We start from the raw sequence: 21,876 nt of genomic DNA, 5'->3' as shown, positions 1-21,876 counted from the left end.
GCGTGAGTACGGAAGCAGGAGTTGCCCTGGCCGCCACCGGCCTCGGCAAACGGTACCGCCGCGGCTGGGCGCTGCGGGACTGCGCGTTCGAGCTGCCGATGGGCAGCATCTGCGCGCTGGTCGGGCCGAACGGGGCAGGCAAGAGCACGTTGCTGCGGCTGGTCGCCGGGCTGATCACGCCGACCGAGGGCGAGGTGCGCGTCAACCAGAAGGTCGCGTTCCTGGCGCAGGACAAGCCGTTGTACCGCAGGTTCACCGTCGCCGAGATGCTGCGCGCGGGTGCGTCGATGAACCCGGACTGGGACGGCACCTACGCTTCGCAGCTGGTCAAGGAGGCCGGTGTCCCGCTCGGCGCCCGGATCGGCACGCTGTCCGGCGGGCAGCGCACCCGGGTGGCGCTGGCGATCGCGCTGGGCCGCCGTCCCGAGCTGATCATGCTGGACGAGCCGCTCGCGGACCTCGACCCGCTGGCGCGCGACGAAGTGATGCGGGCACTGCTCGCGGAGGCGGCGGGCACGGGCATGACGGTGGTGCTGTCGTCACACGTGCTCACCGACCTCGAGGAGACGTGCGACCACCTGCTGCTGCTCGCCGACGGCGGCGTCCGGCTGGCCGGGCCGGTCGAGGACCTGCTGGCGCAGCACCGGATCCTGACCGGACCGGCCGGCCTGGCCGTGCCGGCGGAGTCCGTCGTGGACAGCAGGACGACGGCCCGGCAGGCGACGGTGCTCGCCCGGACGGCCGCGGCTTCGGCTTCGGCGGGCTGGGAGGCGGTCCAGCCGACACTGGAGGAACTCACGCTGGCGTACCTGCGGGCGGCGAAGGGGAAAGCGGCATGATCTGGGTGACCTGGCGCCAGCAGCGCGTGCAGATCGTGGCGACGGCGGTGTTGGTGGTCGTGGCGGCGGTCGTGCTGGCCTTCGTCCACGCCGACGTGGTGTCGCTCCTGCCGGACCGCACCGCCGTGAGCGAGAAGTACGGCGACTTCATGCAGTACTACGTGTTCGTCATGCTCGTGGTGCCGGTGCTGCTCGGCATGTTCACCGGCGCGCCGCTGTTCGCCAGGGAGATCGAGCAGGGCACGCACGTCTTCGGGCTGAGCCAGTCGATCAGCCGCACCCGCTGGGTAGTCACCAAGCTGGCGGTGGCCGGTGGAGCGTTGGCGGTGTCGATGTTCGCACTCGGCCTGATCGCGGCGTGGGCACTGGAACCGGCGGGCTTCGTGCTGTCGGGCCGCCTCAACGAGACGAACTTCGAAACCCAGGGCCTGGCGGTGGGCGGCTACGCACTCGTGGCGTTCGCCATCGGCGCGGTGGCGGGCCTGTTCCTGCGCAACACACTGGCGGCGATGGTGGTCACGCTGGTGGTGTACGTGGCACTGGTGTTCACGGTGGCGAACGAGGTCCGGCCGCACTACGCGGAGCCGGTACTGTTGACGGCCCCGATCGGCGGCCACGTGGCAATGGACCCGGAGTCGTGGGTGACTTCGTACGGCTACCAGGACGCGAGCGGCAAGGAGCTGCCCTACTCCTACCTGGACTGCGCGCGCCAGGAGGGCGACCAGGTGGCGTGCATGCGCGAGAAGGGCATCGCGGCACAGTACTCGGCGGTGCACCTGCCGTCCCGGTTCTGGCGGTTCCAGTTCACGGAGCTGGCGGTGCTGACGCTGGTGACGGCAGGAGTACTGGCGGCGGGCGCCCGGGCGGCCCGGCGTCGGCTCACCTGAAGGGGGCCGGGTAGACTCCGGCCTGGCCCCTGTGCGGGGCCAGGCCGGTATAGCTCAGCTGGTAGAGCATCTGTCTTGTAAACAGAAGGTCAGGGGTTCGAGCCCCCTTGCCGGCTCATCTGACCAGAGAGTCTCGCCAAGCGGAGACTCTCTGGTCGCCTCGGTTCCAGTCTCGTTCGGTGGCGTCGACACTCCCCAGCAGGTGGGCCGAGCATCCTTCCGGCTCGTCGGCTTTCGCTGTAATGCGTTCTCCTGCCGGTGCGATCTCACTTCGTGCGGCGACCACGCGGGAGGTGCGGACATGGACGAGCCGCTCGTTGAGGCGCTCCCCGGAGAGTTCGGGCAACCCAGGCACGTGAGTTCACGATGAGCGAGTTCCGGACGTTCTGCCACATCAACGACTACGGCGAGGCCGGCTACCGGAACCTGCACCGCATGGTCGCGAGCAGCGACCCGCTGGTGCTCTGGGCACCGTCGAGCACGCTGCTTTCGGCTTCACAGGTGGAGCCGCGAGAGTTCGTCCGGCTCGTTGACGACCGCCATGTCCGCGTCATCGCGCGGGAACCCTGGTTGCTTTCCCGCACGTTCCGCGATCGGCATCCCTCGGGGGAAGGGGCGGTCTGGACGACCTCGGTCGACGGCGAGCTGATGAAGTTCGCGGAAGCCGACCGGGACCTCGATCCGGCGGAGCGGCGGGTGATCGTGGCACCACCGGAGGACGGCATCGCTTGGGCCGAACAGTACCTGGCGGACAATGCGACCTTGGTCGACCGGATCCAGCGAGTGGTCGAACGAGGGAAACCTGAACGGCACATCCCGTATGCAGTGCTCGACTTCATCCGCCGCGAGAACCTCAGCTCTCGGCAGGCGGTCGCCCACGTCTTGCGAGCCGCGTACAACCACGGGGATGCCTTGACCCGTGCGCGCGCGAACGTGCCGTTCTACCTCGGCAGCCAGGATGCACAGTTCCTACGCTGGATCAGCCGGATCGACCCCGGTGAGCAGCCGAGCCCGCCTAGTCCGGTCAGTCACGAGCACGAGCACTACGCCGACCTCGCCTCCCAACTGTTCGATTTGCTGCGCGTGATGGAGATCGCCGGTGGGGAGACGGATCTGCGTCGCTTCCTCGGCTCGGCGGCACACCGCGATCTCGCCCGCTGGTACGCGGCCATCTGCCGAAGTGTGGCGATCGAACGACCGAAATCCATCGAGGACAAGGTGGCTCGCGAGTTCGACAAGACCCTCGAGGCGGGGCAGCTGCAAAACACCTTTCGGTCGTGGGCTTCTCGTCGCAGCGACGCGACGGTTTTCGCGCTCGGCCTCGCCGGCGCGGTCGCCGGCCCGATCGTCGACGGTCCGAGCGTGCTTTCTCTGACCGGCGTGCTGCTCGGAGCGATCCCGGTGGGCAAAGGGCTGCTGCGTCGCCTCGGCTACGTGTCCGCGCAGTACAGCGGCGCACAGTGGCCGTTCCTCTACGCCTTCGGACGGGAAGCTTCGGCCCGGCGGATCAGGCGGCTTCGCCGCGCGCTGGACCTCGCGGCAGAGACTTGACTTCAGTCCGCGAACGGGTCGGCTGTGTCCTTCGGTCCGCGTGCCGCCCGCGCCCGCTGCCTGATCTCGACCAGGGGCGGCTTGGCGACGTAGTGCCGCCCTCGCTTCTCGCCGTTGGCTTCGAGAAGGCCGGCGGCCACGAGGGCACGCAGATCGCGGCTCGCGGTGGCTTCCGTGATTTCTTCGGGGCTGTCTTCGAAGTAGGAGCGGTAAGTGGCATTGCGCACGCGGAGGCCGATCATCGCGTCGAACAGCGCCATGGTGCTCCGCTCCGGAAGGCCGCGGCCCTGGACGAGCGTTTCGAGCTCCGCCCACATGCGTTCGCTTTCCTTGACCCGCTGGAGCATCGTTCGTGCCTGGCGCAGGTGCGCGGTCAGTGTGAACCGGACCCAAGGGCGTGCGTCCCGCCGAGGCTGCCAAGAACTCCCGCCCACCTCGCCGAGCACGTCGTAGTAGGCCTGCGTGTTCTGACCGAGGTACTCCTCGATGCTCATGAACACCGGACTCAGCGTGCCGCTTCGGGCCAGGACCAGGCTTTGCAGGCAGCGGGCCATGCGCCCGTTCCCGTCGCGGAAGGGGTGCACCATCACCAGGTTCAGGTGTGCCATGGCGGCCCGGACGATGTCCGGGCACTCGGTTCCGGCGTTCAGCTCAGCGGCCAGTTCCCGCATCAGCCCCGGTACCAGATCCAGGTCCGCACCCTCGTGGACGATCTCGCCCGTGGTGTCGTTACGGACGTAGATGCTGCCGGCCCGCCACCGGCCCGGGCGGTTCTTCAGCGCATAGTTCGTCATCATGTAGTGCAGGCTTTTCAGCAACTGGTCGCTGTATTGGAAGTCTTCGTCCTCGGCCAGCTGCAGCACGTATGTCATGGCGTCGCGGTAGCCGCGCAGTGCCAGGCGGGTTTCTTCGTCGGCTTCGAGCGGTTCCTCGCCGGCGGCGACGTCGACCGCGTCGTCAAGGCCGGCTTCGTAACCTTCGATGCTGTTCGAGCCCTGGATGGCCCGGGCGAGGGACACCCGGCGCAGGGAGCCTGCCCAGCGGCGCGGCTCGGCCAGTTGGAAGCGCAGGGCAGCCTTGAGCTCCTCGACCTGCGACAGGACCTGCCGCTCGCGTTCATCGAGCTCCGGCGTATCGAACAACATGTCTGTAACTCGGATAGCCACCATCAGCGTGATGGTTCACTAACCGCCTCCATGTTGGATAGTATACCAACATGGAGGCGGTATAGTTTTATGATCGGCGACTTAACCGACGAGCCCGGCGACACCGCGGCGAGATGAGCTCGTGTCCGAAATGTTCGTCCCCTCCTCGCCGCGACGGCTATAGTCGCTGGCCAGGGCCTCGGCGCTGCCGGGCCCCTTCCTTGGGGGAAGGAAACGATGAGCGGGTTCGTCACCGCGGCGCTGGGTTTTCCCGCCGTGCTCTTCAGCTTCCTGCTGGTCGTCGTGATCGGCTACTGGGTGCTCATCCTGGTCGGCGTGCTCGACGTCGACGATGGGGACATCGGGTTCTTCGGCGGCGTGCCGCTGGCCATCTCGCTGTCGCTGTTCGTCGCCTTCAGCTGGTTCCTCGGCCTCGCCGGGACCGTTCTCATCCAGGACGCGCCCCTGCGGGTCCCGCTCGGCTTCGGCGTGCTGCTGGCCGCGCTCGTCGGTGGGGCGCTCGGGACCCGGCTCGTCATCGTGCCGCTGCGGCGGGTGTTCGCCGGGGCCGAGCCGACGCGGCAGGACTTCGTCGGGCGGGTTGCCGTCGTGCGGACGTCGAGTGTCACCGAGGACTTCGGGCAGGCCGAAGCCACCGCTGCCGACGGCTCGTCGGCGATCGTCCAAATCCGACTGGCCGGCGAAGGCAACCTCGGCGTGGGCAGCCGCGTTGTCATCTACGACTACGACTCCGCGGGTGAGTTCTTCTGGGTCAGCCCCATGGAACTCGAAGCAGAAAAGGACTGAACTGAATGGATGCCATCGGCCTGGGGGCCGGCGTGTTGATCGCCGTCGTGGTCCTGATCGTCCTCGTGCTGCTGTTCGTCGTGAGCCGGCTGTTCCGCAAGGTGCCGCAGGGCAAGGCGCTGATCATCTCCAAGGTGCGCAAGGTCGACGTCACCTTCACCGGCGCGGTCGTGCTGCCCGTGCTGCACAAGTCCGAGGTCATGGACATCTCGGTGAAGACGATCGACATCGAGCGCACCGGCCAGGAAGGCCTGATCTGCCGCGACAACATCCGCGCCGACATCCGGATCTCCTTCTTCGTCCGCGTCAACAAAACCGTCGAGGACGTCGTCAAGGTCGCGCAGGCGATCGGCACCGAGCGCGCCAGCGACCAGGGCACCCTGCAGGAACTGTTCAACGCGAAGTTCTCCGAAGCCCTGAAAACCGTCGGCAAGCAGCTCGACTTCGTCGACCTCTACACCAAGCGCAACGAGTTCCGCGACCAGATCATCCGCGTCATCGGCACCGACCTCAACGGCTACAGCCTGGAAGACGCGGCCATCGACTACCTCGAGCAGACCCCGATGGCGTCGCTCGACGCGGCGAACATCCTGGACGCGCAGGGCATCCGCAAGATCACCGAGCTGACAGCGATCGAGCACGTGCGCACCAACGAATTCCGGCGCCACGAAGAAAAGGAGATCACGCGCCAGAACGTCGACGCGCGTGAAGCCATCCTCGAACTCGAGCGCCGCCAGGCCGACGCCGAAATCAAGCAGCGCCGCGAAATCGAAACCATGCGGGCGCGCGAAGAGGCCGAAATCACGAAGGTGCAGGCCGAGGAGCGGCTCAAGTCGCAGGCCGCGCAATTGCGCACCGACGAGCAGCTCGGCATCCAGCAGCAGAACCAGCAGCGCGAAATCGAGGTGGCAGGCAAGAACCGCGAACGCGTCATCGCGATCGAGTCCGAGCGGATCGAAAAGGACCGCCTGCTCGAGGTGATCGGCCGCGAGCGCGAAACCGAGCTCTCCCGGATCGCCAAGGACAAGGAGCTCGAAACCGAAAAGCGGTCGATCGCCGAGGTGATCCGCGAGCGGATCGCCGTCGAAAAGACCGTCGCCGAGCAGGAAGAGAACATCAAGAAGCTGCGCGTGGTCGAGGAGGCCCAGCGCACCCGCGAGGCGGTCGTCATCCGCGCCGAGGCCGAGGCCCAGGAGAACCTGGTCAAGGGCATCAAGGCCGCCGAGGCCGCCGAACAGGCCGCCAAGTTCAAGGCCCGCGAGGAGCTGACCCTGGCCGAGGCGCGCCAGCAGGCCGCCGAGCTGGAGACGCGGGCCAAGATCCGGCTCGCCGAGGGCATCCAGGCCGAGGAGGCCGCCGCCGGGCTCGCCGCCGCGCAGGTGCGGGAGCGCGACGCCGTCGCGCTGGAGAAGGTCGGCCGCGCCGAGGCGATCGTCGAGCGCGAGAAGGCCGTCGTGGTCGCCGAAGCGCTGCGCGACAAGCTGAAGGGCGAGGCCGAGGGCCTCACCGAGAAGGCCGCCGCGATGGCCGCGCTCGACAGCGCGAGCCGGGAGCACGAGGAGTACCGGCTGCGGCTCGACGCCGAGAAGGAGATCCGGCTGGCCGCGCTCGACGTGCAGCGGGACGTCGCCGAGGCGCAGGCGGTCGTGCTCAGCGCCGGCCTGGAGAAGGCCGACATCGACATCGTCGGCGGGGAGACCGCGTTCTTCGACCGGATCGTCGGCTCGATCGGCCTCGGCAAGAGCGTGGACGGCTTCGTCGAGCACTCCGACGTCGTCCGCGGGCTCGCGCGGCCGTACCTCGACGGGTCGGCCAGCTTCACCGACGACCTCGCCAAGCTGATCGGCGCGGTCAGCACCGAGGACGTCAAGAACCTGACGCTGTCCGCCTTCCTGGCGAAGCAGCTGCAGGCCGGCGGGCCGGACAGCGCCAAGCTCCGCGAGCTGATGACCACGGCCCGGCGGCTCGGCCTCGCCGAGACGTCGGTCGCCACCGTCGTCGCCGCGAAGCAGTGACGGCGGCCGAAACGGAGCTGGACGCGGGCACCTACGAGGTGCTCCGCGCCCGGCTGGCCGCCCAGGCCGCGGAGCTGGCGAAGCGCGCGGACGAGCTCAACGCGCGGCGGCTGGAGGTCTTCGGCAGCGCGCAGCTCGCGCTGGTCGGCACCGAACGCATCCGCACGGCCAACAACTGCGTGCCGCGAGACATCGTCGCCGTCGACGGACGGCTGCTCTTCGGCTACAACGTCTTCATCGGCCTCAAGCCCGAGACGGCGATCGACGACGTCTTCTCGCTGCAGCGCTTCAGCCGCGACGAAGACGCGTTCCGCTTCGACGACGTCAGCGCCGACGAGCTGCCCGAACTGCTGCGTGACGAGCAGTTCGGGCGGGACTTCGGCGAGCTGTACCGGTACTACCGGCAGGCGAAGCTGCTGCAGCTGCGCCGGCTGGACGGGAAGCTGCTCGCGGTGTTCCAGATCGGCCCGCGCACCGAGGACATCCGGGTGCTGCGGTGGGCGATCGCGGCCGACGGCTCAGTGTCCTACCTGGACAGTCGCGGTGAGCGCGACCACGTCTTTCCGCCGTCGCACGACTTCGAATGGATCGAGACGACGCGCGAGCAGCACGTCCTCGGCAGGCACCCGCACATCTCGATCGAGGACGAGGTGTTCGTCGAGACCGTCGGCGGCAACCTGACGGTCAAGGTCGAGAACAACACCGAAACCGGCGCCGGCGTGTACGCCGAGCCGGTGGACGAGCCGCTGCAGAGCCTGGCCGACGCCGAGGTCGCCTACGCCCGGATCGGCCCGCTGATCCTGCTGCGCATGCTGCCGTACAAGGAAACCACGTACCGCTACCTGGTGTTCAACACGCGAACCCAGGACGTCGTGCGGCTCGACGGCATCGGGCAGGCCTGCCAGCGGCTGCCCGAGGACCACGGCATCATCTTCCCCGGCGGCTACTACCTCGACACCGGCGTCAGCAAGACGTTCGACACCACTGTGGACGGTCTCGAGTTCGAGCGCGTGATCCGCTCGCCCAACGGCGAGGACGTGCTCTACGTCTTCCACGCGCGGGCCGAGGGGCGCTCGCTCCTGCTGCCGTACAACGTGATCCGCAAGGAGGTCGCGAACCCGATCCCGTGCCACGGGTACTCACTGTTCGACGACGGCACGATGATCCTGTTCCGCGCGCTGTCCGACGAACCGAGCCGGGTGCACCCGATGCAGGTGTGGCGGACGCCGTTCCAGTCCGACACCTACGCCGCGTCGCAGCCGGCCGGCACCGGGCCCCTGGAGCGGGTCGGGAACGCCGACCTCGTCCGCGGGATCTCGGACTGCCTGTCGATCACCAGGATGGCCGGGGAGATGGCGCCGTCGGCGGCGGTGTTCGAGGCGCTGATCGCCGCCTGCGCGCGCGTCTTCGACCACTACCACTGGCTCGGCGAAACCGAGCTGGGCGACCTGCGCTCGCCGCTCACGGACGTCCGCGTCACCGCCGAGCAGGTGCTCGACGAGTTCGAGACGGTCACCTCGCTGACCGCGCAGGCGGCCGAGGCCGTCGACACCGCGGCGGCCGACACCGCCTCGCTCGTGCGGCGGGTGCGCGGCGAGGCGCTCAACGCGGCGGACGCGTGGGTGCGCCGCCTCGCCGAGATGCACCGGGCGCGCGGGCGGCTGGTCACCGTGCGGGAGCTGCGGTACGCCGACACCGCCCGGGTCGACACGCTGATCGCCGAACTGGACACGGAGTTCTCCGAGGCCGCGCAGCGGGCCGTGCGGTTCCTGCAGGGCGAGGAGGCGTTCACCGGCTACCACGCCGAGGTGGACGGGCTGATCGTCGCCGCGGGCGCGATCAAGACCGTCGCCGAGGCCGGTACGGTCGCCGAGCGGCTCGACGAGCAGTCCGCCGGCCTGGAGGTCCTCACCGACGTCGTGGGCGGCCTGGACATCGCCGACGCCGTCGTCCGGACGAAGATCCTGGAGCGCGTCGGCGAGGTGATCGGCGCGGTCAACCGGGCCAGGGCCACGCTCGACGCGCGGCGCAAGGAACTCCTGGAGACCGAGGGCCGGGCGGAGTTCGCCGCCGAGTTCGCGCTGCTCGCGCAGGCCATCACGGGCGGGCTCGCGGTCGCCGACACCCCGGAACGCTGCGACGAGCAGCTGGGCAGGTTGCTGCTGCAGCTGGAGAACCTCGAATCGCGGTTCGGGGAGTTCGACGACTTCCTGACCTCGCTCGGGGAGAAGCGCACCGACGTCTACGAGGCGTTCTCCTCGCGAAAGCAGGCGCTGCTCGACGAGCGGGCGCGGCGGGCGGACAGGCTGGTCTCGTCAGCCGAGCGCATCCTCGGCAGCGTGACGCGCCGGGTCGGCTCGCTAGGCTCGGTCGAAGAGATCAACACCTACTTCGCGGCCGACCCGATGGTGTCGAAGCTGCGCAGCGTCGTCGAGGACCTGCGGGCGCTCGGCGACCAGGTGCGGGCCGAGGAGCTCGACGGCCGGGTGAAGGCCGCCCGCCAGGAGGCCGGCCGGGCCCTGCGCGACCTCTACGGCGAGGGCGGCGAGACGATCCGCCTCGGCCGCAACACCTTCGCCGTCAACACCCAGGACATCGACCTCACGCTGGTGCCGCACGACGGCTCGATGAAGTTCGCGATCACCGGCACCGACTACCGGGCGCCGGTGCGCGACGCCGCGTTCGAGGCGACGCGGCCGTACTGGGAGCAGCTGCTGGTCTCGGAGTCGCCGGAGGTCTACCGGGCCGAGTACCTGGCGACGTCGATCCTCGCCGAACGGCCGGCGGCGGAGCTGGTCGAAGCCGACCTGCTCGACGTCGTGCGCAGCGTGGCAGGCGAGCGGTACGACGAGGGGTACGCGCGCGGGGTGCACGACCACGACGCCGCCGCGATCCTGGCGGCCCTGCTGCGGCTGCGGTCCGCCGCCGGGCTGCTGCGCTACCCGCCCGCGGCCCGGGCGGCGGCCCAGCTGTTCTGGGCGTTCGGCGCCGACGAGCAGGCGCGGGCCGCCTGGACGACGCGGGCCGCGTCGCTCGTGCGGGTGCGGGAGGCGTTCGGTCCCACTCCGGCGCTGGACGCGCTGGCGCGGGAGCTCACGGACGCGGTGACGGCGTTCACCGGCGGGCTGGGGCTCGACGCCGAGTTCGCCGGCGAGTACCTGGTCGAGGAGCTGGCCGTCGCGCCCGCCGGGTTCGTCACCAGCGGCGGCGCGCGGGCGGTGCTGGACAAGTTCCGGCTCGACCGGCGCAGCTTCGCCGAAGACGTGCGCTCGCTCGACGCGCTGGCGGACCGGTTCCAGCTCGCCGACGCCTGGCTGCGGTCCTTTGTAGACTCGGTTGGGCTGCCGGCCGACGAGCTGCCCGAAGCCGTCGCGATCGAGCTGTGCGACCTGCCGCGGTACGACTCGTCGGCGACGCTGACGGCCACTGTGGACGGCCTGCTCGGCGCGCACCCGCGGATCACCGGGCGGTCGGTGACCGTGCGGCTCGACGAAACGCTCGCCAGGACCCACCGCTTCCGGCGCGACCGCGTGCCGGGTTTCCGCGCGTACCAGCGGCAGCGCAACGAACTGGTGGCGGCCGAACGCGACCGGCTCCGGCTGGCGGAGTACAAGCCGAAGGTGATGAGCGCCTTCGTACGGAACAGGCTGCTCGACGAGGTCTACCTGCCGCTGATCGGGGACAACCTGGCCAAGCAGCTCGGCGCGGCCGGGGACGCCAAGCGCACCGACCAGTCGGGCCTGCTGCTGCTCATCTCGCCGCCGGGGTACGGCAAGACGACGCTCATGGAGTACGTCGCCAGCCGCCTCGGGCTGGTGTTCGTGAAGGTCAACGGGCCGGCGCTCGGCCATGACGTCACCTCGGTCGACCCGGCCGACGCGCCGAACGCGACCGCGCGGCAGGAGGTCGAGAAGATCTCGTTCGCGCTGGAGCAGGGCAACAACGTGCTGCTGTACCTCGACGACATCCAGCACACGTCACCGGAACTGCTGCAGAAGTTCATCTCATTGTGTGACGCGCAGCGGCGGATGGAAGGCGTGTGGGAGGGCCGCACGCGCACGTACGACCTGCGCGGCAAGCGGTTCGCGGTCTGCATGGCCGGAAACCCGTACACCGAGCAGGGCAAGCGGTTCCGCATCCCCGACATGCTCGCCAACCGCGCGGACGTGTGGAACCTCGGCGACGTGCTGTCCGGCAAGGAAGAGCTCTTCGCGCTGAGCTACGTCGAGAACGCGTTGACGTCGAACGCCGTGCTGGCGCCGCTCGTGTCCCGCGAACGGTCCGATGTGGACATCCTGGTCCGGATGGCGCGCGGCGACGGCTCCGTGCGCGCCGACCAGCTTTCGCACGCGTATTCGGCGGCGGAGCTGGAGCAGGTCCTGGCCGTGCTGCGGAAGCTCCTGCGGGTGCAGCGGACCGTGCTGGCGAACAACCAGGCGTACATCGCTTCGGCGGCGCAGGCGGACGCTTCGCGCACCGAACCGCCGTTCCAGCTGCAGGGTTCGTACCGGAACATGAACAAGCTGGCCGAGCGGATCGTGCCCGCGATGAACGACGCGGAGCTCGAAGCCATGATCGACGACCACTACGCCGGTGAGGCGCAGACGTTGACCTCGGGCGCCGAGGCCAACCTGCTCAAGCTGGCCGAGCTGCGGGGACGGCTGTCCGCGGCGCAGGCCGAGCGGTGGGCCGACGTCAAGGCCGCGTACCTGCGCGAACAGGCGCTGGGCGGCGACGGCGAGGACCCGCTGAGCCGCGCGGTCGGCGCGGTGGGCCTGCTGGCCGACCGGGTCGGCGCGGTCGAGTCGGCCATCGGGCGCGCGGCCCGGCAGCTGTCCCGGGAGGACGCTTAATTGCGTTGACGACCGTCGACAGCGGCGGTGATGATGGGTCCACACGAACCGAGGAGGGCAGCATGACGACCATGGAACGGCGACACATGCCGCATTCCTCGGGGGTTCCCGCCATGACGTAGCCACGTCGTGGTCGAGGGAGCCGCCCCCGTCGGGAAACCGATCCGGGCGGCTTTCTTTTGTGTCGTGAACCTTTCCCCCGCGCTCGTCTTCGTCGCAACCAGTGCACGGACGCGAGTGCTCGGCGCGTTGGTCCAGTGGAACGGATTCCCGGTTTTCACCCGGGAGACCCGGGTTCGACTCCCGGACGCGCTACGTTGGCCGAAGCCGAAGGAGACGAGGCCCCGGGCTGTGACCCCGGGCGAAACCGGTGCGAGTCCGGTCGGTCAACCCACGCGCGCGGTTCGGCAACCAGCGGAGCCTCATAAGCCCCGCCGACGTGGATCGACACCACGGCGCGCGACCACCTGTCCCGTTCGCCTTCTTCGCCGTTGCTCGCCGTGGCGAAACTTGTCGGACCCCCGGGCTAGTCTCTCGACGAGTCCAGATCAGGGGAGGCCCGATGACCGCGCACACACTGGAAACACCCGCAGCCGACATCGTCTACGACGTCCGCGGCCCGGCGCCCGCCGAGAGCCCGCGGCCGCCGCTGCTCATGATCGGGCAGCCGATGACCGCCGAGGGGTTCGACACCTTGGCGTCGTACTTCGCCGACCGCACAGTGGTCACCTACGACCCGCGCGGGCTCGGGCGCAGCGTCCGCAAGGACGGGCGGGAAGACCACGTGCCCGCCCTCCAGGCGGCCGACGTCCACGCCGTCATCCAGGCGCTGGGGGCCGGCCCGGTCGAGGTGTTCGGGAGCAGCGGCGGGGCGGTCGCCGGGTTCGCGCTGGTCACCGCGCACCCGGAGGACGTGACCACGTTCGTCGCCCACGAGCCGCCGCTGGTGGAGTCACTGCCGGACGCCGCCGCGGCCGAGCGGGCAGGCCAGGCGATGCGGGATGCCTATCAGGCCAAGGGCTTCGGCGCGGGGATGGCGGCGTTCATCGCGATGACGTCGTGGCAAGGCGAGTTCACCGATGCCTACTTCGCACTGCCACCGGCGGACCCGGTCCAGTTCGGCCTGCCCACCGACGACGACGGCCGCCGCGACGACCCGCTGCTGAGCGACCGCTCTCTCGCGGTGTCCACGTACCGGCTCGACGTCGAGGCGCTGGCGGCGGTGCCGACGCGGATCGTCGTCGCGGTGGGTGAGGAGACAGGGGAGGTGTTCACCGGGCGGACGGCGCTGGGCACGGCGAAGCGGCTCGGCCAGGAGGCAACGGTCTTCCCGAGTCACCACGGCGGCTTCCTGGGCGGCGAGTTCGGCTACGCCGGCCAGCCGGAGGCGTTCGCCAAGAAGCTGCGGGAGGTGCTTGAGGACTGATTGCCGTCGCTCGTGGCTGATCGACCGCGTTCAGTGCGTGACGGGTTCGGCGGTGGCGGTGGCGACCGCCGGGTCCTGGGCGGGCGTGGTCGCTCTCGCGGACGGCCCCGCGAGAGCGAGCCCGGCGACCAGCGCGAGCATGACGATGAACAGCGCCGCGCGGACGAGGGCGGAAACGGAACAGACGACCACCATGGCAGGCTCCTCGCGATTTCCCCGGCGACCGGGGTTCGATGGATTTCGCGGTGTGTCCGCGAAATTCGGTCTGCTTCGATGGTGCGCGCCGGGAGCGGGGAGCGACAGCCGTTTCCCGTTGCCGGAAACGGCTTGTCCACGGGAAACACCGGTCAGGTCAGAGCGCCGGAAAGCTCGGTCACCGTCCCGGCGGCATCGTGCTCGCCGAAGGCCAGGCGCAGGGCGTTCATCTCCGGCAGCGTCGTTCTGCCGGAGACGAACAACGCGGCGAGCCGGGGCAGCGGGTGGCCCGAACCGAGCAGGGCGCGCACCTGGGCCATGTCCAGTTTCAGCACCCGCAGGGCGGGCAGCGCGCAGACCGGTCCCCAGTCCGGCACCGCCGACCCTTCGAGGCTCAGCCGGGTCAGGTTCGGCAGCGTGCGCAGCACCGTGAGGTCGAGCGGAGCCGGGCTGTCGGCCAGCTGGAGGTCCCACAGCACCGGGTGCCCGGCGAGCGCGGCGAGTTCAACCCGGCTCGCGTGGATCTGCACCGACTCCAGCGCTTCGAGCCCGCGGATGGCCGGGGTCACCGCGCCGGCCCGGTTGACGGACAGCGAGCGCAGTGACGTCAAGGGTTCGAACACCGCCAGGTCGACGTCGCCGAGGTCGTTGAGGTAGACCTGCTGGACCAGCTCGGGTCCGGCGAGCCCCGCCACCGTCGCCGGCAGGTCGGCCGCGTCCGAGATCCCCTCGTCGAACGACCGCGGCTCTTCGCGGAGCCCGGTTTCCGCGGCCACGGTCGCGCCGTACCGGCTCTCGTACTTTCCGGCCCGCAGCGCCTCGACGACGTCGGTGAGCATGGCGGTGATCGACGGCGCCACGTACCGCGGAGGACCGTAGATGTCCCGGCCGTACTCGAGAACTTGGCCGGCACGGCCGCGCTCGGCGGGATCGAGGTCGACGAGGAGGAAGTTCCCCGCGAGGTCGGTGCCGAAGGTGACCCACCAGTCGTTGCGGGACAGGCGTTTCACGTGGCCGAAGGGCGGCGTCTCGAACACCACGCCGTCGTCGTCCGGGTCGTCGTCCCAGCCGCAGGAACCGGGTTCGCCGTCCAGGTAGTTGTGGACGAGCCGGCCGAGGGATTCGTGGCAGTACGGACCGAGCAGGCCGCTTTCCCGCATGTCGCCGTCCGCGACGAGGTAGAGGGCACGCAGGTCTTCGGGCAACCGCACCCCGATCCGCGCCTCGGCGGCGGCGAGATCGGCCTCACCGAGCCCACTCGCCCACGGCGGCGGACCTCCCTTGATCCCGGCGTAGAGTTCGGCGAATTCGCTGGTCAGCCGGGTGACCTCGGCGAGGACGGTGGGATCGGTCGGCGCCCCGGTGGGCTCGGTGCCGGCGGGCCGTGGCAGGCCGGGCCGCGGGTGCCCGGGATAGCGGAAGTCCGGGTCGAAGACGAGCCGCCCGGGCGAGACGGTGGCGATATCGGGACGCGCGGTGAAGGTGTAACTCCCATCGGCGGCGAGTTGCACTTCCAGCGCCGACGGCGGACGGCCCCGCAGGAGCTTGGCGATCGGCAGGAGGTCGACGGACAGGTTCGCCCAGGCGTTGTTCCAGGCGCGACACGAGATGGCGCTGCCGGTGTGCCGCAACTGCAGGGTGGCGCCGGACGCGGAACCCGCGTTCGCCCGCAAGGCTTCGGCCATGGCTCTCGCGATTGCGCCGAAGCCGGGCTCCCCAGAGGTCATGCCGCGGAGCTTAGCGAGAGGGCCCGACAAAACCGGGCGGCGAAGCAAGCCTCACCCGGCGAGCGGTGGCCGCGGGCGGGGGTGGGTCGCTCACCGCTCGCTCCGCGATCACCACCGGCCGCAGCGAACACCGCCCCGGCACCGCCGCCGCCTCACTCCGCGAAGGCCGGCCGGCTCCGATACGCGGCCTCGCCGAGGACCGCCGGGTTCAGGGTCACCCGGTAGCCGTCCGCCTCCGCCCACCAGCGTTCTGCCTCCGCTCGCTCCCCGCGCTCCGCCGCCGTGTTGCCCAGCCCCGTCAATGCGCGGGCTCGCTCGTACTCGCTTCCCGCGTCGTCGGCCAGGTCGGCTGCCCGCCGGTAATCCCGCGCTGCTTCCTCCCGGCGGCCCGCTCGGAAGTGCACCCAGGCCTCGCAGTTGACCGACATCGCCCGGTCGACCGGCAGCTGCGCGAGCCCCGACGCCTCCGAAGCCGCCGCCTGTGCCTCGGGGAAGCGGCCCAGTGCCACCGAAGCGAGCGCTATTCCGCGCAACGCGATCACCACGTTGCGGGTCCGGCCCGTCCGGCGGTACACGGCCAGCACCGCCGTCAAGTCCGCCAGTGCCGGCTCGGCCTCGCCGCGGTACAGGCGGGCCCACGCCAAGCTCGACTGCGCGTCCGTCGCGCCGCGGTCGTCGTGGGCCAGTGCGAACTGCTCCCGGGCCTCGCGGTGGTAGCGGACCGCGTCGTCCGGGCGGCCTGACTCGATGTGGGCCATGCCCAGGTTGTTGAGGATCATGCCGGTCGCGCTCGGGTTGCCCGCCGCCCGGGCCGCCTCCAGGGCGCGCTCGTGCGTGCGGATCCACGGCTCGAACAGCTTCTCGCGGTAGAAGAACGCGCGGAGCACGAACGCCAGCTGCCAGCAGCAATCGGGCAACCCATGCCGGGCCGCGGAATCGACGATGTCGGCGAGCGTCGGCCACTGCGCGCCCAACCATGCCAGTGCGCTTTCGGCGTCCGAAAACGGCACGGCGGCCGGGGCAGGCAAACCGGTCGACGGGCGGAACCGGTACGGCTCGGCGAGCTCGTCGGCCGCCACCGTCAGTGCGACGAGGTGCTCGACCAGCCTGCGTACGGCCACTTCGCGGTCTTCCTGCTTCACCTGGGGCAACGCGTGCTTCGCCGCGAAGGTGCGCATCAGGTCGTGGAGCTCGACGTACCCCCGCTCGTCGCGGACGACCAGGTGGGCGTCGTGCAGCCGGTCCACCAGGCGGTCCGCTTCGCCCGCGGCGAGCCCGGCGAGCGCTTCGACCGCGGTGGTTTCCGCGGCCGCCGCGGGGTGCAGGGCGAGCAGGCCCAGGAGCCGCCGCTGGTCGGCGGTCAGGGCTTCGTACGACACAGTGAACGCCGTCGCGACGCTGCGCTCGCCGTCCTCCAGCGCGCCGAGCCGGGTGGTCTCGTCGGCCAGCCGGTCGCGCAGTTTCGCCGCCGTCCAGCCGCCCGCGAGGAACCGGGCGGCCACGATGCGCACCGCGAGCGGCAGCCGGCCGCAGTGCCGGACGATCTCGGTCGCGACCTCGTCGTCGGCGGGGGCGTGCTCGCCGGCGATCGACCGCAGCAGCCGCACGGCGTCGCCGAGCGGCAGCACCTCGACCGGGAAGTGCCAGGCGTCGTCGAGCGCGGGCAGCCGCCCGCGGCTGGTCACCAGGATGCGGGACGACGTCTCGCCGTCGACGATGGCGCGGATCTGCTCGGCGGACCGGACGTTGTCGAGCACCAGGATCAGCCGCCGACGGCGCAGCTGGTCGCGGACCAGGTTGGCCAGGCCGTCTTCGTCGGCGGGCAGCTGGTCCGCCGAGACGTCCAGCAGCCGCAACAGCCGGTGCAGCGCCTCGCCGGCCGAGAGTTCGACGGCGCCGGGTGTGTGGCCGCGGAGGTCGAAGAAGAGACAGCCGTCGGGGAAGGTGCCCGCGACCCGCCGGGCGGCGGCGACGGCCAGCGCCGTCTTGCCGGCGCCCGCCATCCCGTGCACCACGCCGACCGGGGCGTGGTCCGGGTCGAGCAGCCGCGCGGAAAGCGCTTCGAGCTCGGTTTCGCGGCCGACGAAGTACCGCCCGCCGTCCGGCAGCCCGACGATGCCGCCGGCGCTCCGGCGGCCGGGGGACACCGCATCCGAGACCAGGGCGAGGAGTTCACCGCCGGCGCCCAGTGCCTGGTCGCAGGCCTTGGCCAGGTCGCGGTTCACCCGGGCTTTGCCGTTCTCCACCTTGCTGAGGTAGCCCTTGGTGAAATGCACGGACGCCGCGAGCCCGGTCAGTGACATGCCGGCTGACATCCGTCGACGCTTCAATTCCGCTCCAAAGTCCGGCATGGATCGATCATCCTGTAATCGGCGAACGGGGGGAAGGTCCGCCGGCGGCCCGGGCCCGTCGGCGGCGTACCTGATCAGCCCAGCAGGGAGACCAGCTGGCCGAGCACGATGACGAAGTGCGTGTGCATCGCGTTCCCCTTTCCGGATCGCCGTCGCCGCCCTTTTCGTGCGGCGACTTCCTCGGTTGCCGAAGGATTTCGACGACGTAAGCCTGCCCCGGCGAATTGCGCGGCGACAGGCGTTTCCCGTTGACTCTCCGAGGAAACCGCCGACCTGCGCCGTTTCCCGGATCCGGAAACGGCGGGAAACACGGTAGACTCCCCGCGGGCGACCAGGACGGAGGTGACGGCTTGGCTCAGGACGCGGCCGAAGCGAAGATCAACGCTCTCTCCGCGGAGCTGAAACTGCTTCGCAAGGGGCTGGGCGTCCAAGCCAAGACGCTGCCCGCCCTCATCGGGGAACAGTTGCGCGAAGTGTGCGGTGTGCACGAAGACGACACCCCGGGAACGGTTCGCGGCAAGGTCGTCGAAACGCTTCGGCGGTTGATCGAAAAGCTCCCCGAATCACACCGGGAAACGGCGCGGATCGTCCTCGGTTTCGGTACCGGCGCGAGCGAGCGCTACACCCAGCGCCTCGAACTGCTGGGCACGGACGCCGACCGCAACGTGCGCACGATGCAGCGCCGCGCCGACGACGTCATCTACCTGATCGCCGAAGCCGCGTACGGGGCGCCGTGGCCGCACGCCGGTGTCGCGGCCGCCAGCCAGGACGGTCCCTGGCACACGTCGGCGCTGGCGGTGCGGCTGACCATGACCGGGGCGGCCGCCGCCGAGGTCTTCGAGAACCGGCGGGTGGTCAGCCACGTCGCCGGCCTCGTCGACGTCGAGCACGCCGTCTCCCTCGCCCGGCCCGCCAGCACCACCGGCCGGCTCGACCTCGCGGACGTCGGCATCGACGTCGTCGCGGGCGGTGAGGTGCATTCCGTGCGGCTGGTCAGCGCCACCCGGGTCGCCTTCAGCCTGCGGCCGCCGCAGCCGCTGGACGCCGGCGACGAGCACGAGTTCTTCTTCCGGATCCGGCTCGACGAGCTGACGGCGCCGTTCTACTGCTGCACACCGGAATTCCCGTGCGCGAGCTTCGACCTCAACGTCCGGTTCGACCGGCGGCAGCCGCCGCAGCGGGTCTGGCGCATCGACGGCGAACTCTCCAAGGACGTCCAGGACCCGCTGACCGCGCGCAAGCCGCTCTTCCTCGACAACGCGGGCGAGGTGCGCACCGGTTTCCGCGACCTGCGGCCGGCGCGCTCCTACGGCGTGGGCTGGCAGCCCGCTTCCCGAGCCGCCGGCCCCCGCCTCCCCTCGCCGTGACCGCCGCCGTCCACCATGCCGTATCGAGTGGGGCGAAACGGGACGAAAACCGGACAGAAACTCGACACTTCGGTGCTCAGGTCCGCCCGGCTGATCAGCGGCGGCCGTGCCATCATCGGGCATGGTCACCCGTGAACCGGAGCTCAACAGCGGGGTGCTGCCCGGGAACGTGCGCATCGACGACTGGATCATGCTGGTGCTCGCCGCCGGCTCGGTCGGGTTGCTGGGGTTCATGGTGCTCAGCCCGCCCGCTCGCGAGGTCGGGTTCGTCATCTTCTACGTCGATTGCGGGATCTGCGGGGTCTTCCTGCTCGAGTTCCTGTGGCGCTGGCGGAAACGGCGGTGGGCGCGGAAGTTCCTCGTCCGCAACTGGTACGAGCTGTTCGCCATGATCCCGGTCGCGCACCCGGCCATGACCGCGCACAAGTTCGTCAGCGTCGTGCTGCTGCTCGTGCGGATCGGGCGGGCCGCGGACCGGGCCGTCGGCGAGCAGTTCACCTACCGGCTCGTCGACAAGCTCTCCGAGCCGATCGTGAAGGCGATCAAGAAGCCGGTGACCATCGCGGTGCTCGACGAGGTCGTCAAGGTCCTGGAAACCGGCAACTACCCGGAGAACCTCGCCAAGTCGCTCGGGGCGCACAAGGACGAGCTGCGCGGGATCATCGCCGAGAAGATCGCCGCGGACCCGCAGCTGGGGAAGCTCAAGCGGCTGCCGTTCCACGACGAGATCGTGCGCGCCTGCGTCGACACGTCGTTCCGCGTGCTGCTCGAAGTCCTCCTCGACCCGCGGATCGACGACTTCTTCTCCGCCGTGGTCCGGGAGAACCGGGAGCAGATCCGGCTGGCCGTGCAGCTCGGGCTCAACGAGGTCGACGACGAAGCCGAGGAGAAGCTGCTGCGGGTGCGCACCCAGCGCTCGGCCGCGCACGAGTACGACCGGCTGCACCCGGGCTCACGACCGTGACGCCAGGTACGCGCCGAGCCGGGCGGCCGCGTCGAGCATCGCCAGGCCGCGGCCGGTGAGCCGCTCCTGCCAGGTCGCCAGGGCGCCCACCAGGGAGTCCGTGCCGCCCGCGGTGCGGACCTGCTCGACCACCGTCGCGATGTGGGCCAGCGGGTAGCCGCCGCGGCGCAGCAGGTGGGCCAGTTCCGCGTCCCGGATGTCGGCCGCCTGGAAGACCCGGTGGCCGGTCGCCCGGTTCCGCGACGGCACCAGGACGCCCGCGCGTTCCCACGCCCGCACGGTCGCCGCGGTGACGCCGAGGCGGTGCGCGAGCTCGCCGATCGACCAGGCGGTCGCGGCCGGCTCGGGTGGCCGACCGGTCGTCAGCGACCCGATCGCGGCGCGGACCGTGTTGAGGGTTTCGCGGTCGCGGAGCAGCTGCTCGTGCCCGCGGTCGACGAGGGTGAGCGCGCGGTCGACGTCGCCGGCGTTGGCGGCGTGCATGATCCCGCCCGCCGTCGCGTGCCCGTAGGCCGGGACCAGCGCCAGGAACGCACGCAGGGCTGCGGCGTGGGTTTCGGTGTAGATCCGGTAGCCGCTCGGGGTGCGCTCGGCCGGCGGCAGGAAGCCGTCCTGCTCGTAGTTGCGGACCGCCTGCGTGGAGAGGCCGTGCTCGCGCGCGAGATCGGCAGGTCTCAATCGTGTCTTCAAGGATACGATTCAACCACATGGACATCACCGATTTCCCCGCCGAGCTGCTCGGGCTCGGCGAGCCCACCCACTTCGAGCCGGCCTGCGCGTGGCTCCGCAACGACCTCTTCGCCCGGCTCGCCGAGCACAGCTTCCGGTCGATCGCGCTGGAGACCGACCGCGTGGCCGCGCTCGACGGCGGCTTCTCCCACGACCTGGGCGAAGTGGCGGCCAACCAGCAGCTGCTGAAGTGGCTGCGCGAGTACAACGAGACCGCCGGCGAGCCGCTGGCCTTCCACGGCTTCGACGCCCCGACGGAGATGTTCAGCGCGCCCAGCCCGCGCACCTACCTCGAACACGTCCGCGACTACCTGGGCCTCGACGTCGACATCGCGGCACTGGCCGGCGACGACGAGCGGTGGAGCCGGTCCGAGGCGATCCTCGACCCGGCGCAGTCGCCCGGCGCGTCACCCGAGGCCCGTGAGCTGCGGGTGCTCGCCGACGACCTGCTCGTCGCCCTCCACGCCGCCGCGCCCCGGCTGGACGCGGCCTGGGAGCGGGCCAACGTGCACGCCGTGGCCGGCCGCGGCCTGCTGCGCTACCACGCGGCGTCGGCGCAACCCGGCGACCGGGACACGCGGATCTCCCGCCTCGCGGGCATGCGTGCGGTGCTCATGGCCGAAAACCTCTTGGACATCCGGGCCATCGAGGCCCACCGCGGCCCGACTCTGGTCTTCGCGCACAACGGCCACCTGCAGCGCTCGGGATCCGGCGCGGGCGCGATCATCGGGGCGCGGCTCGGCGACCGGTACGCCTTCATCGCCGGGAGCCTCGGCCGCAGCGAGGCCATCGGCCTCGGGGAGCCGGCGCCGGACACCTACGAAGGCGTGCTGCAGCGCGACACTCGGACGTGGAAACTGGCCGACGTCCCGGACGGTCGCCAGCGCGCCGACACCAGGCCGGACCGCGGTTATTTCGGTCTCGACGCCACCCTATGCGGAAGTGCCACAGCGGTGTGGCACATCGCCATAGGGTCCGGCAGCCCCCGCACCGAGCCGGGTGCGGGGGCTGCCGGGTAGC

General features: G+C 70.6%; 15 protein-coding genes and 2 tRNA genes. 12 read left to right on the top strand and 5 right to left on the bottom strand.

The window, feature by feature from the left end; genetic code table 11:
* Nucleotides 1-2 precede the first annotated feature (2 nt).
* From BLW76_RS45675 to BLW76_RS45660, 4 genes are all read left to right on the top strand, one after another.
* Nucleotides 3-839 (top strand): ABC transporter ATP-binding protein, encoded by an 837-nt coding sequence (locus BLW76_RS45675; protein ID WP_244170632.1) that lies wholly within the window; start codon nt 3-5, stop codon nt 837-839.
* The gene (locus tag BLW76_RS45670) at nt 836-1,726 is read left to right on the top strand and encodes an ABC transporter permease (RefSeq protein ID WP_091318736.1); all 891 of its coding nucleotides are present in this window, start codon (nt 836-838) and stop codon (nt 1,724-1,726) included. Before BLW76_RS45675 ends, BLW76_RS45670 begins: the two co-directional genes overlap by 4 nt.
* 43 nt (nt 1,727-1,769) lie before the next feature.
* Nucleotides 1,770-1,842 (top strand) — tRNA-Thr (locus tag BLW76_RS45665).
* Between the two features lie 250 nt (nt 1,843-2,092).
* Nucleotides 2,093-3,277, top strand: coding sequence for a hypothetical protein (locus BLW76_RS45660; RefSeq protein ID WP_091318734.1), 1,185 nt, complete (start codon nt 2,093-2,095; stop codon nt 3,275-3,277).
* 2 nt (nt 3,278-3,279) lie between these two features.
* Here the strand turns inward: BLW76_RS45660 and BLW76_RS45655 are convergent, their stop codons facing one another.
* The gene (locus BLW76_RS45655; RefSeq protein WP_167384945.1) at nt 3,280-4,422 is read right to left on the bottom strand and encodes a Fic family protein; all 1,143 of its coding nucleotides are present in this window, start codon (nt 4,420-4,422) and stop codon (nt 3,280-3,282) included.
* Between the two features lie 237 nt (nt 4,423-4,659).
* On the opposite strand from BLW76_RS45655, the gene BLW76_RS45650 reads away from it, so the two are divergent.
* The 5 genes from BLW76_RS45650 to BLW76_RS45630 all read left to right on the top strand — a co-directional run bounded on the left by BLW76_RS45650 (nt 4,660) and on the right by BLW76_RS45630 (nt 13,523).
* A complete protein-coding gene (locus tag BLW76_RS45650; protein WP_091318731.1) occupies nt 4,660-5,229 on the top strand; it encodes a hypothetical protein in 570 nt (189 codons plus the stop codon).
* Between the two features lie 5 nt (nt 5,230-5,234).
* The gene (locus BLW76_RS45645) at nt 5,235-7,244 is read left to right on the top strand and encodes a flotillin family protein (protein ID WP_091318730.1); all 2,010 of its coding nucleotides are present in this window, start codon (nt 5,235-5,237) and stop codon (nt 7,242-7,244) included.
* The gene (locus BLW76_RS45640) at nt 7,241-12,097 is read left to right on the top strand and encodes a DNA repair ATPase (protein ID WP_091318728.1); all 4,857 of its coding nucleotides are present in this window, start codon (nt 7,241-7,243) and stop codon (nt 12,095-12,097) included. The genes BLW76_RS45645 and BLW76_RS45640 overlap by 4 nt, the downstream gene beginning before the upstream one ends.
* 243 nt (nt 12,098-12,340) lie before the next feature.
* Nucleotides 12,341-12,412 (top strand) — tRNA-Glu (locus BLW76_RS45635).
* A gap of 247 nt (nt 12,413-12,659) precedes the next feature.
* On the top strand, nt 12,660-13,523 hold the full coding sequence (locus BLW76_RS45630; protein WP_091318726.1) for an alpha/beta fold hydrolase: 864 nt from the start codon (nt 12,660-12,662) through the stop codon (nt 13,521-13,523).
* Between the two features lie 30 nt (nt 13,524-13,553).
* On the opposite strand, the gene BLW76_RS49095 is transcribed toward BLW76_RS45630, so the two are convergent.
* The 3 genes from BLW76_RS49095 to BLW76_RS45620 all read right to left on the bottom strand — a co-directional run bounded on the left by BLW76_RS49095 (nt 13,554) and on the right by BLW76_RS45620 (nt 17,796).
* Complete coding sequence (locus tag BLW76_RS49095; RefSeq protein WP_167384944.1) at nt 13,554-13,718, bottom strand: hypothetical protein; 165 nt, start codon at nt 13,716-13,718, stop codon at nt 13,554-13,556.
* 152 nt (nt 13,719-13,870) lie between these two features.
* Nucleotides 13,871-15,445, bottom strand: coding sequence for an SMI1/KNR4 family protein (locus BLW76_RS45625; protein ID WP_091318725.1), 1,575 nt, complete (start codon nt 15,443-15,445; stop codon nt 13,871-13,873).
* 152 nt (nt 15,446-15,597) lie between these two features.
* A complete protein-coding gene (locus BLW76_RS45620; RefSeq protein WP_091318723.1) occupies nt 15,598-17,796 on the bottom strand; it encodes a helix-turn-helix domain-containing protein in 2,199 nt (732 codons plus the stop codon).
* A 350-nt stretch (nt 17,797-18,146) separates the two neighbouring features.
* Here BLW76_RS45620 and BLW76_RS45615 point away from each other — a divergent pair, with 350 nt between their 5' ends.
* Together BLW76_RS45615 and BLW76_RS45610 are read left to right on the top strand one after the other, a co-directional pair.
* Nucleotides 18,147-19,163, top strand: coding sequence for a hypothetical protein (locus BLW76_RS45615; RefSeq protein ID WP_091318722.1), 1,017 nt, complete (start codon nt 18,147-18,149; stop codon nt 19,161-19,163).
* Nucleotides 19,164-19,284: 121 nt separating this feature from the next.
* Nucleotides 19,285-20,127 (top strand): hypothetical protein, encoded by an 843-nt coding sequence (locus tag BLW76_RS45610; protein ID WP_091318720.1) that lies wholly within the window; start codon nt 19,285-19,287, stop codon nt 20,125-20,127.
* On the opposite strand, the gene BLW76_RS45605 is transcribed toward BLW76_RS45610, so the two are convergent.
* Nucleotides 20,116-20,817 carry a TioE family transcriptional regulator gene (locus tag BLW76_RS45605; RefSeq protein WP_091318718.1) on the bottom strand — a complete coding sequence of 234 codons (702 nt, stop codon included), beginning with the start codon at nt 20,815-20,817 and terminating at the stop codon, nt 20,116-20,118. The two genes, BLW76_RS45610 and BLW76_RS45605, sit on opposite strands and share 12 nt — an antisense overlap.
* 17 nt (nt 20,818-20,834) lie before the next feature.
* Here BLW76_RS45605 and BLW76_RS45600 point away from each other — a divergent pair, with 17 nt between their 5' ends.
* Nucleotides 20,835-21,875, top strand: a complete 1,041-nt coding sequence (locus BLW76_RS45600; RefSeq protein WP_091318717.1) for an erythromycin esterase family protein — start codon at nt 20,835-20,837, stop codon at nt 21,873-21,875.
* Nucleotide 21,876: the final 1 nt, after the last annotated feature.

The organism is Amycolatopsis tolypomycina (assembly GCF_900105945.1).
GTDB lineage: Bacteria > Actinomycetota > Actinomycetes > Mycobacteriales > Pseudonocardiaceae > Amycolatopsis > Amycolatopsis tolypomycina.
This window is presented reverse-complemented; position numbering and strand designations above follow the sequence as displayed.

Bases quoted from the DNA above. Each gene is read 5' to 3' on its own strand.
- BLW76_RS45670 (WP_091318736.1), top strand. From the start codon at position 836: ATGATCTGGGTGACCTGGCGCCAGCAGCGCGTGCAGATCGTGGCGACG.
- BLW76_RS45660 (WP_091318734.1), top strand. From the start codon at position 2,093: ATGAGCGAGTTCCGGACGTTCTGCCACATCAACGACTACGGCGAGGCC.
- BLW76_RS45655 (WP_167384945.1), bottom strand. From the start codon at position 4,422: ATGTTGTTCGATACGCCGGAGCTCGATGAACGCGAGCGGCAGGTCCTG.
- BLW76_RS45650 (WP_091318731.1), top strand. From the start codon at position 4,660: ATGAGCGGGTTCGTCACCGCGGCGCTGGGTTTTCCCGCCGTGCTCTTC.
- BLW76_RS45645 (WP_091318730.1), top strand. From the start codon at position 5,235: ATGGATGCCATCGGCCTGGGGGCCGGCGTGTTGATCGCCGTCGTGGTC.
- BLW76_RS45630 (WP_091318726.1), top strand. From the start codon at position 12,660: ATGACCGCGCACACACTGGAAACACCCGCAGCCGACATCGTCTACGAC.
- BLW76_RS49095 (WP_167384944.1), bottom strand. From the start codon at position 13,718: ATGGTGGTCGTCTGTTCCGTTTCCGCCCTCGTCCGCGCGGCGCTGTTC.
- BLW76_RS45625 (WP_091318725.1), bottom strand. From the start codon at position 15,445: ATGACCTCTGGGGAGCCCGGCTTCGGCGCAATCGCGAGAGCCATGGCC.
- BLW76_RS45620 (WP_091318723.1), bottom strand. From the start codon at position 17,796: ATGCCGGACTTTGGAGCGGAATTGAAGCGTCGACGGATGTCAGCCGGC.
- BLW76_RS45610 (WP_091318720.1), top strand. From the start codon at position 19,285: ATGGTCACCCGTGAACCGGAGCTCAACAGCGGGGTGCTGCCCGGGAAC.
- BLW76_RS45600 (WP_091318717.1), top strand. From the start codon at position 20,835: ATGGACATCACCGATTTCCCCGCCGAGCTGCTCGGGCTCGGCGAGCCC.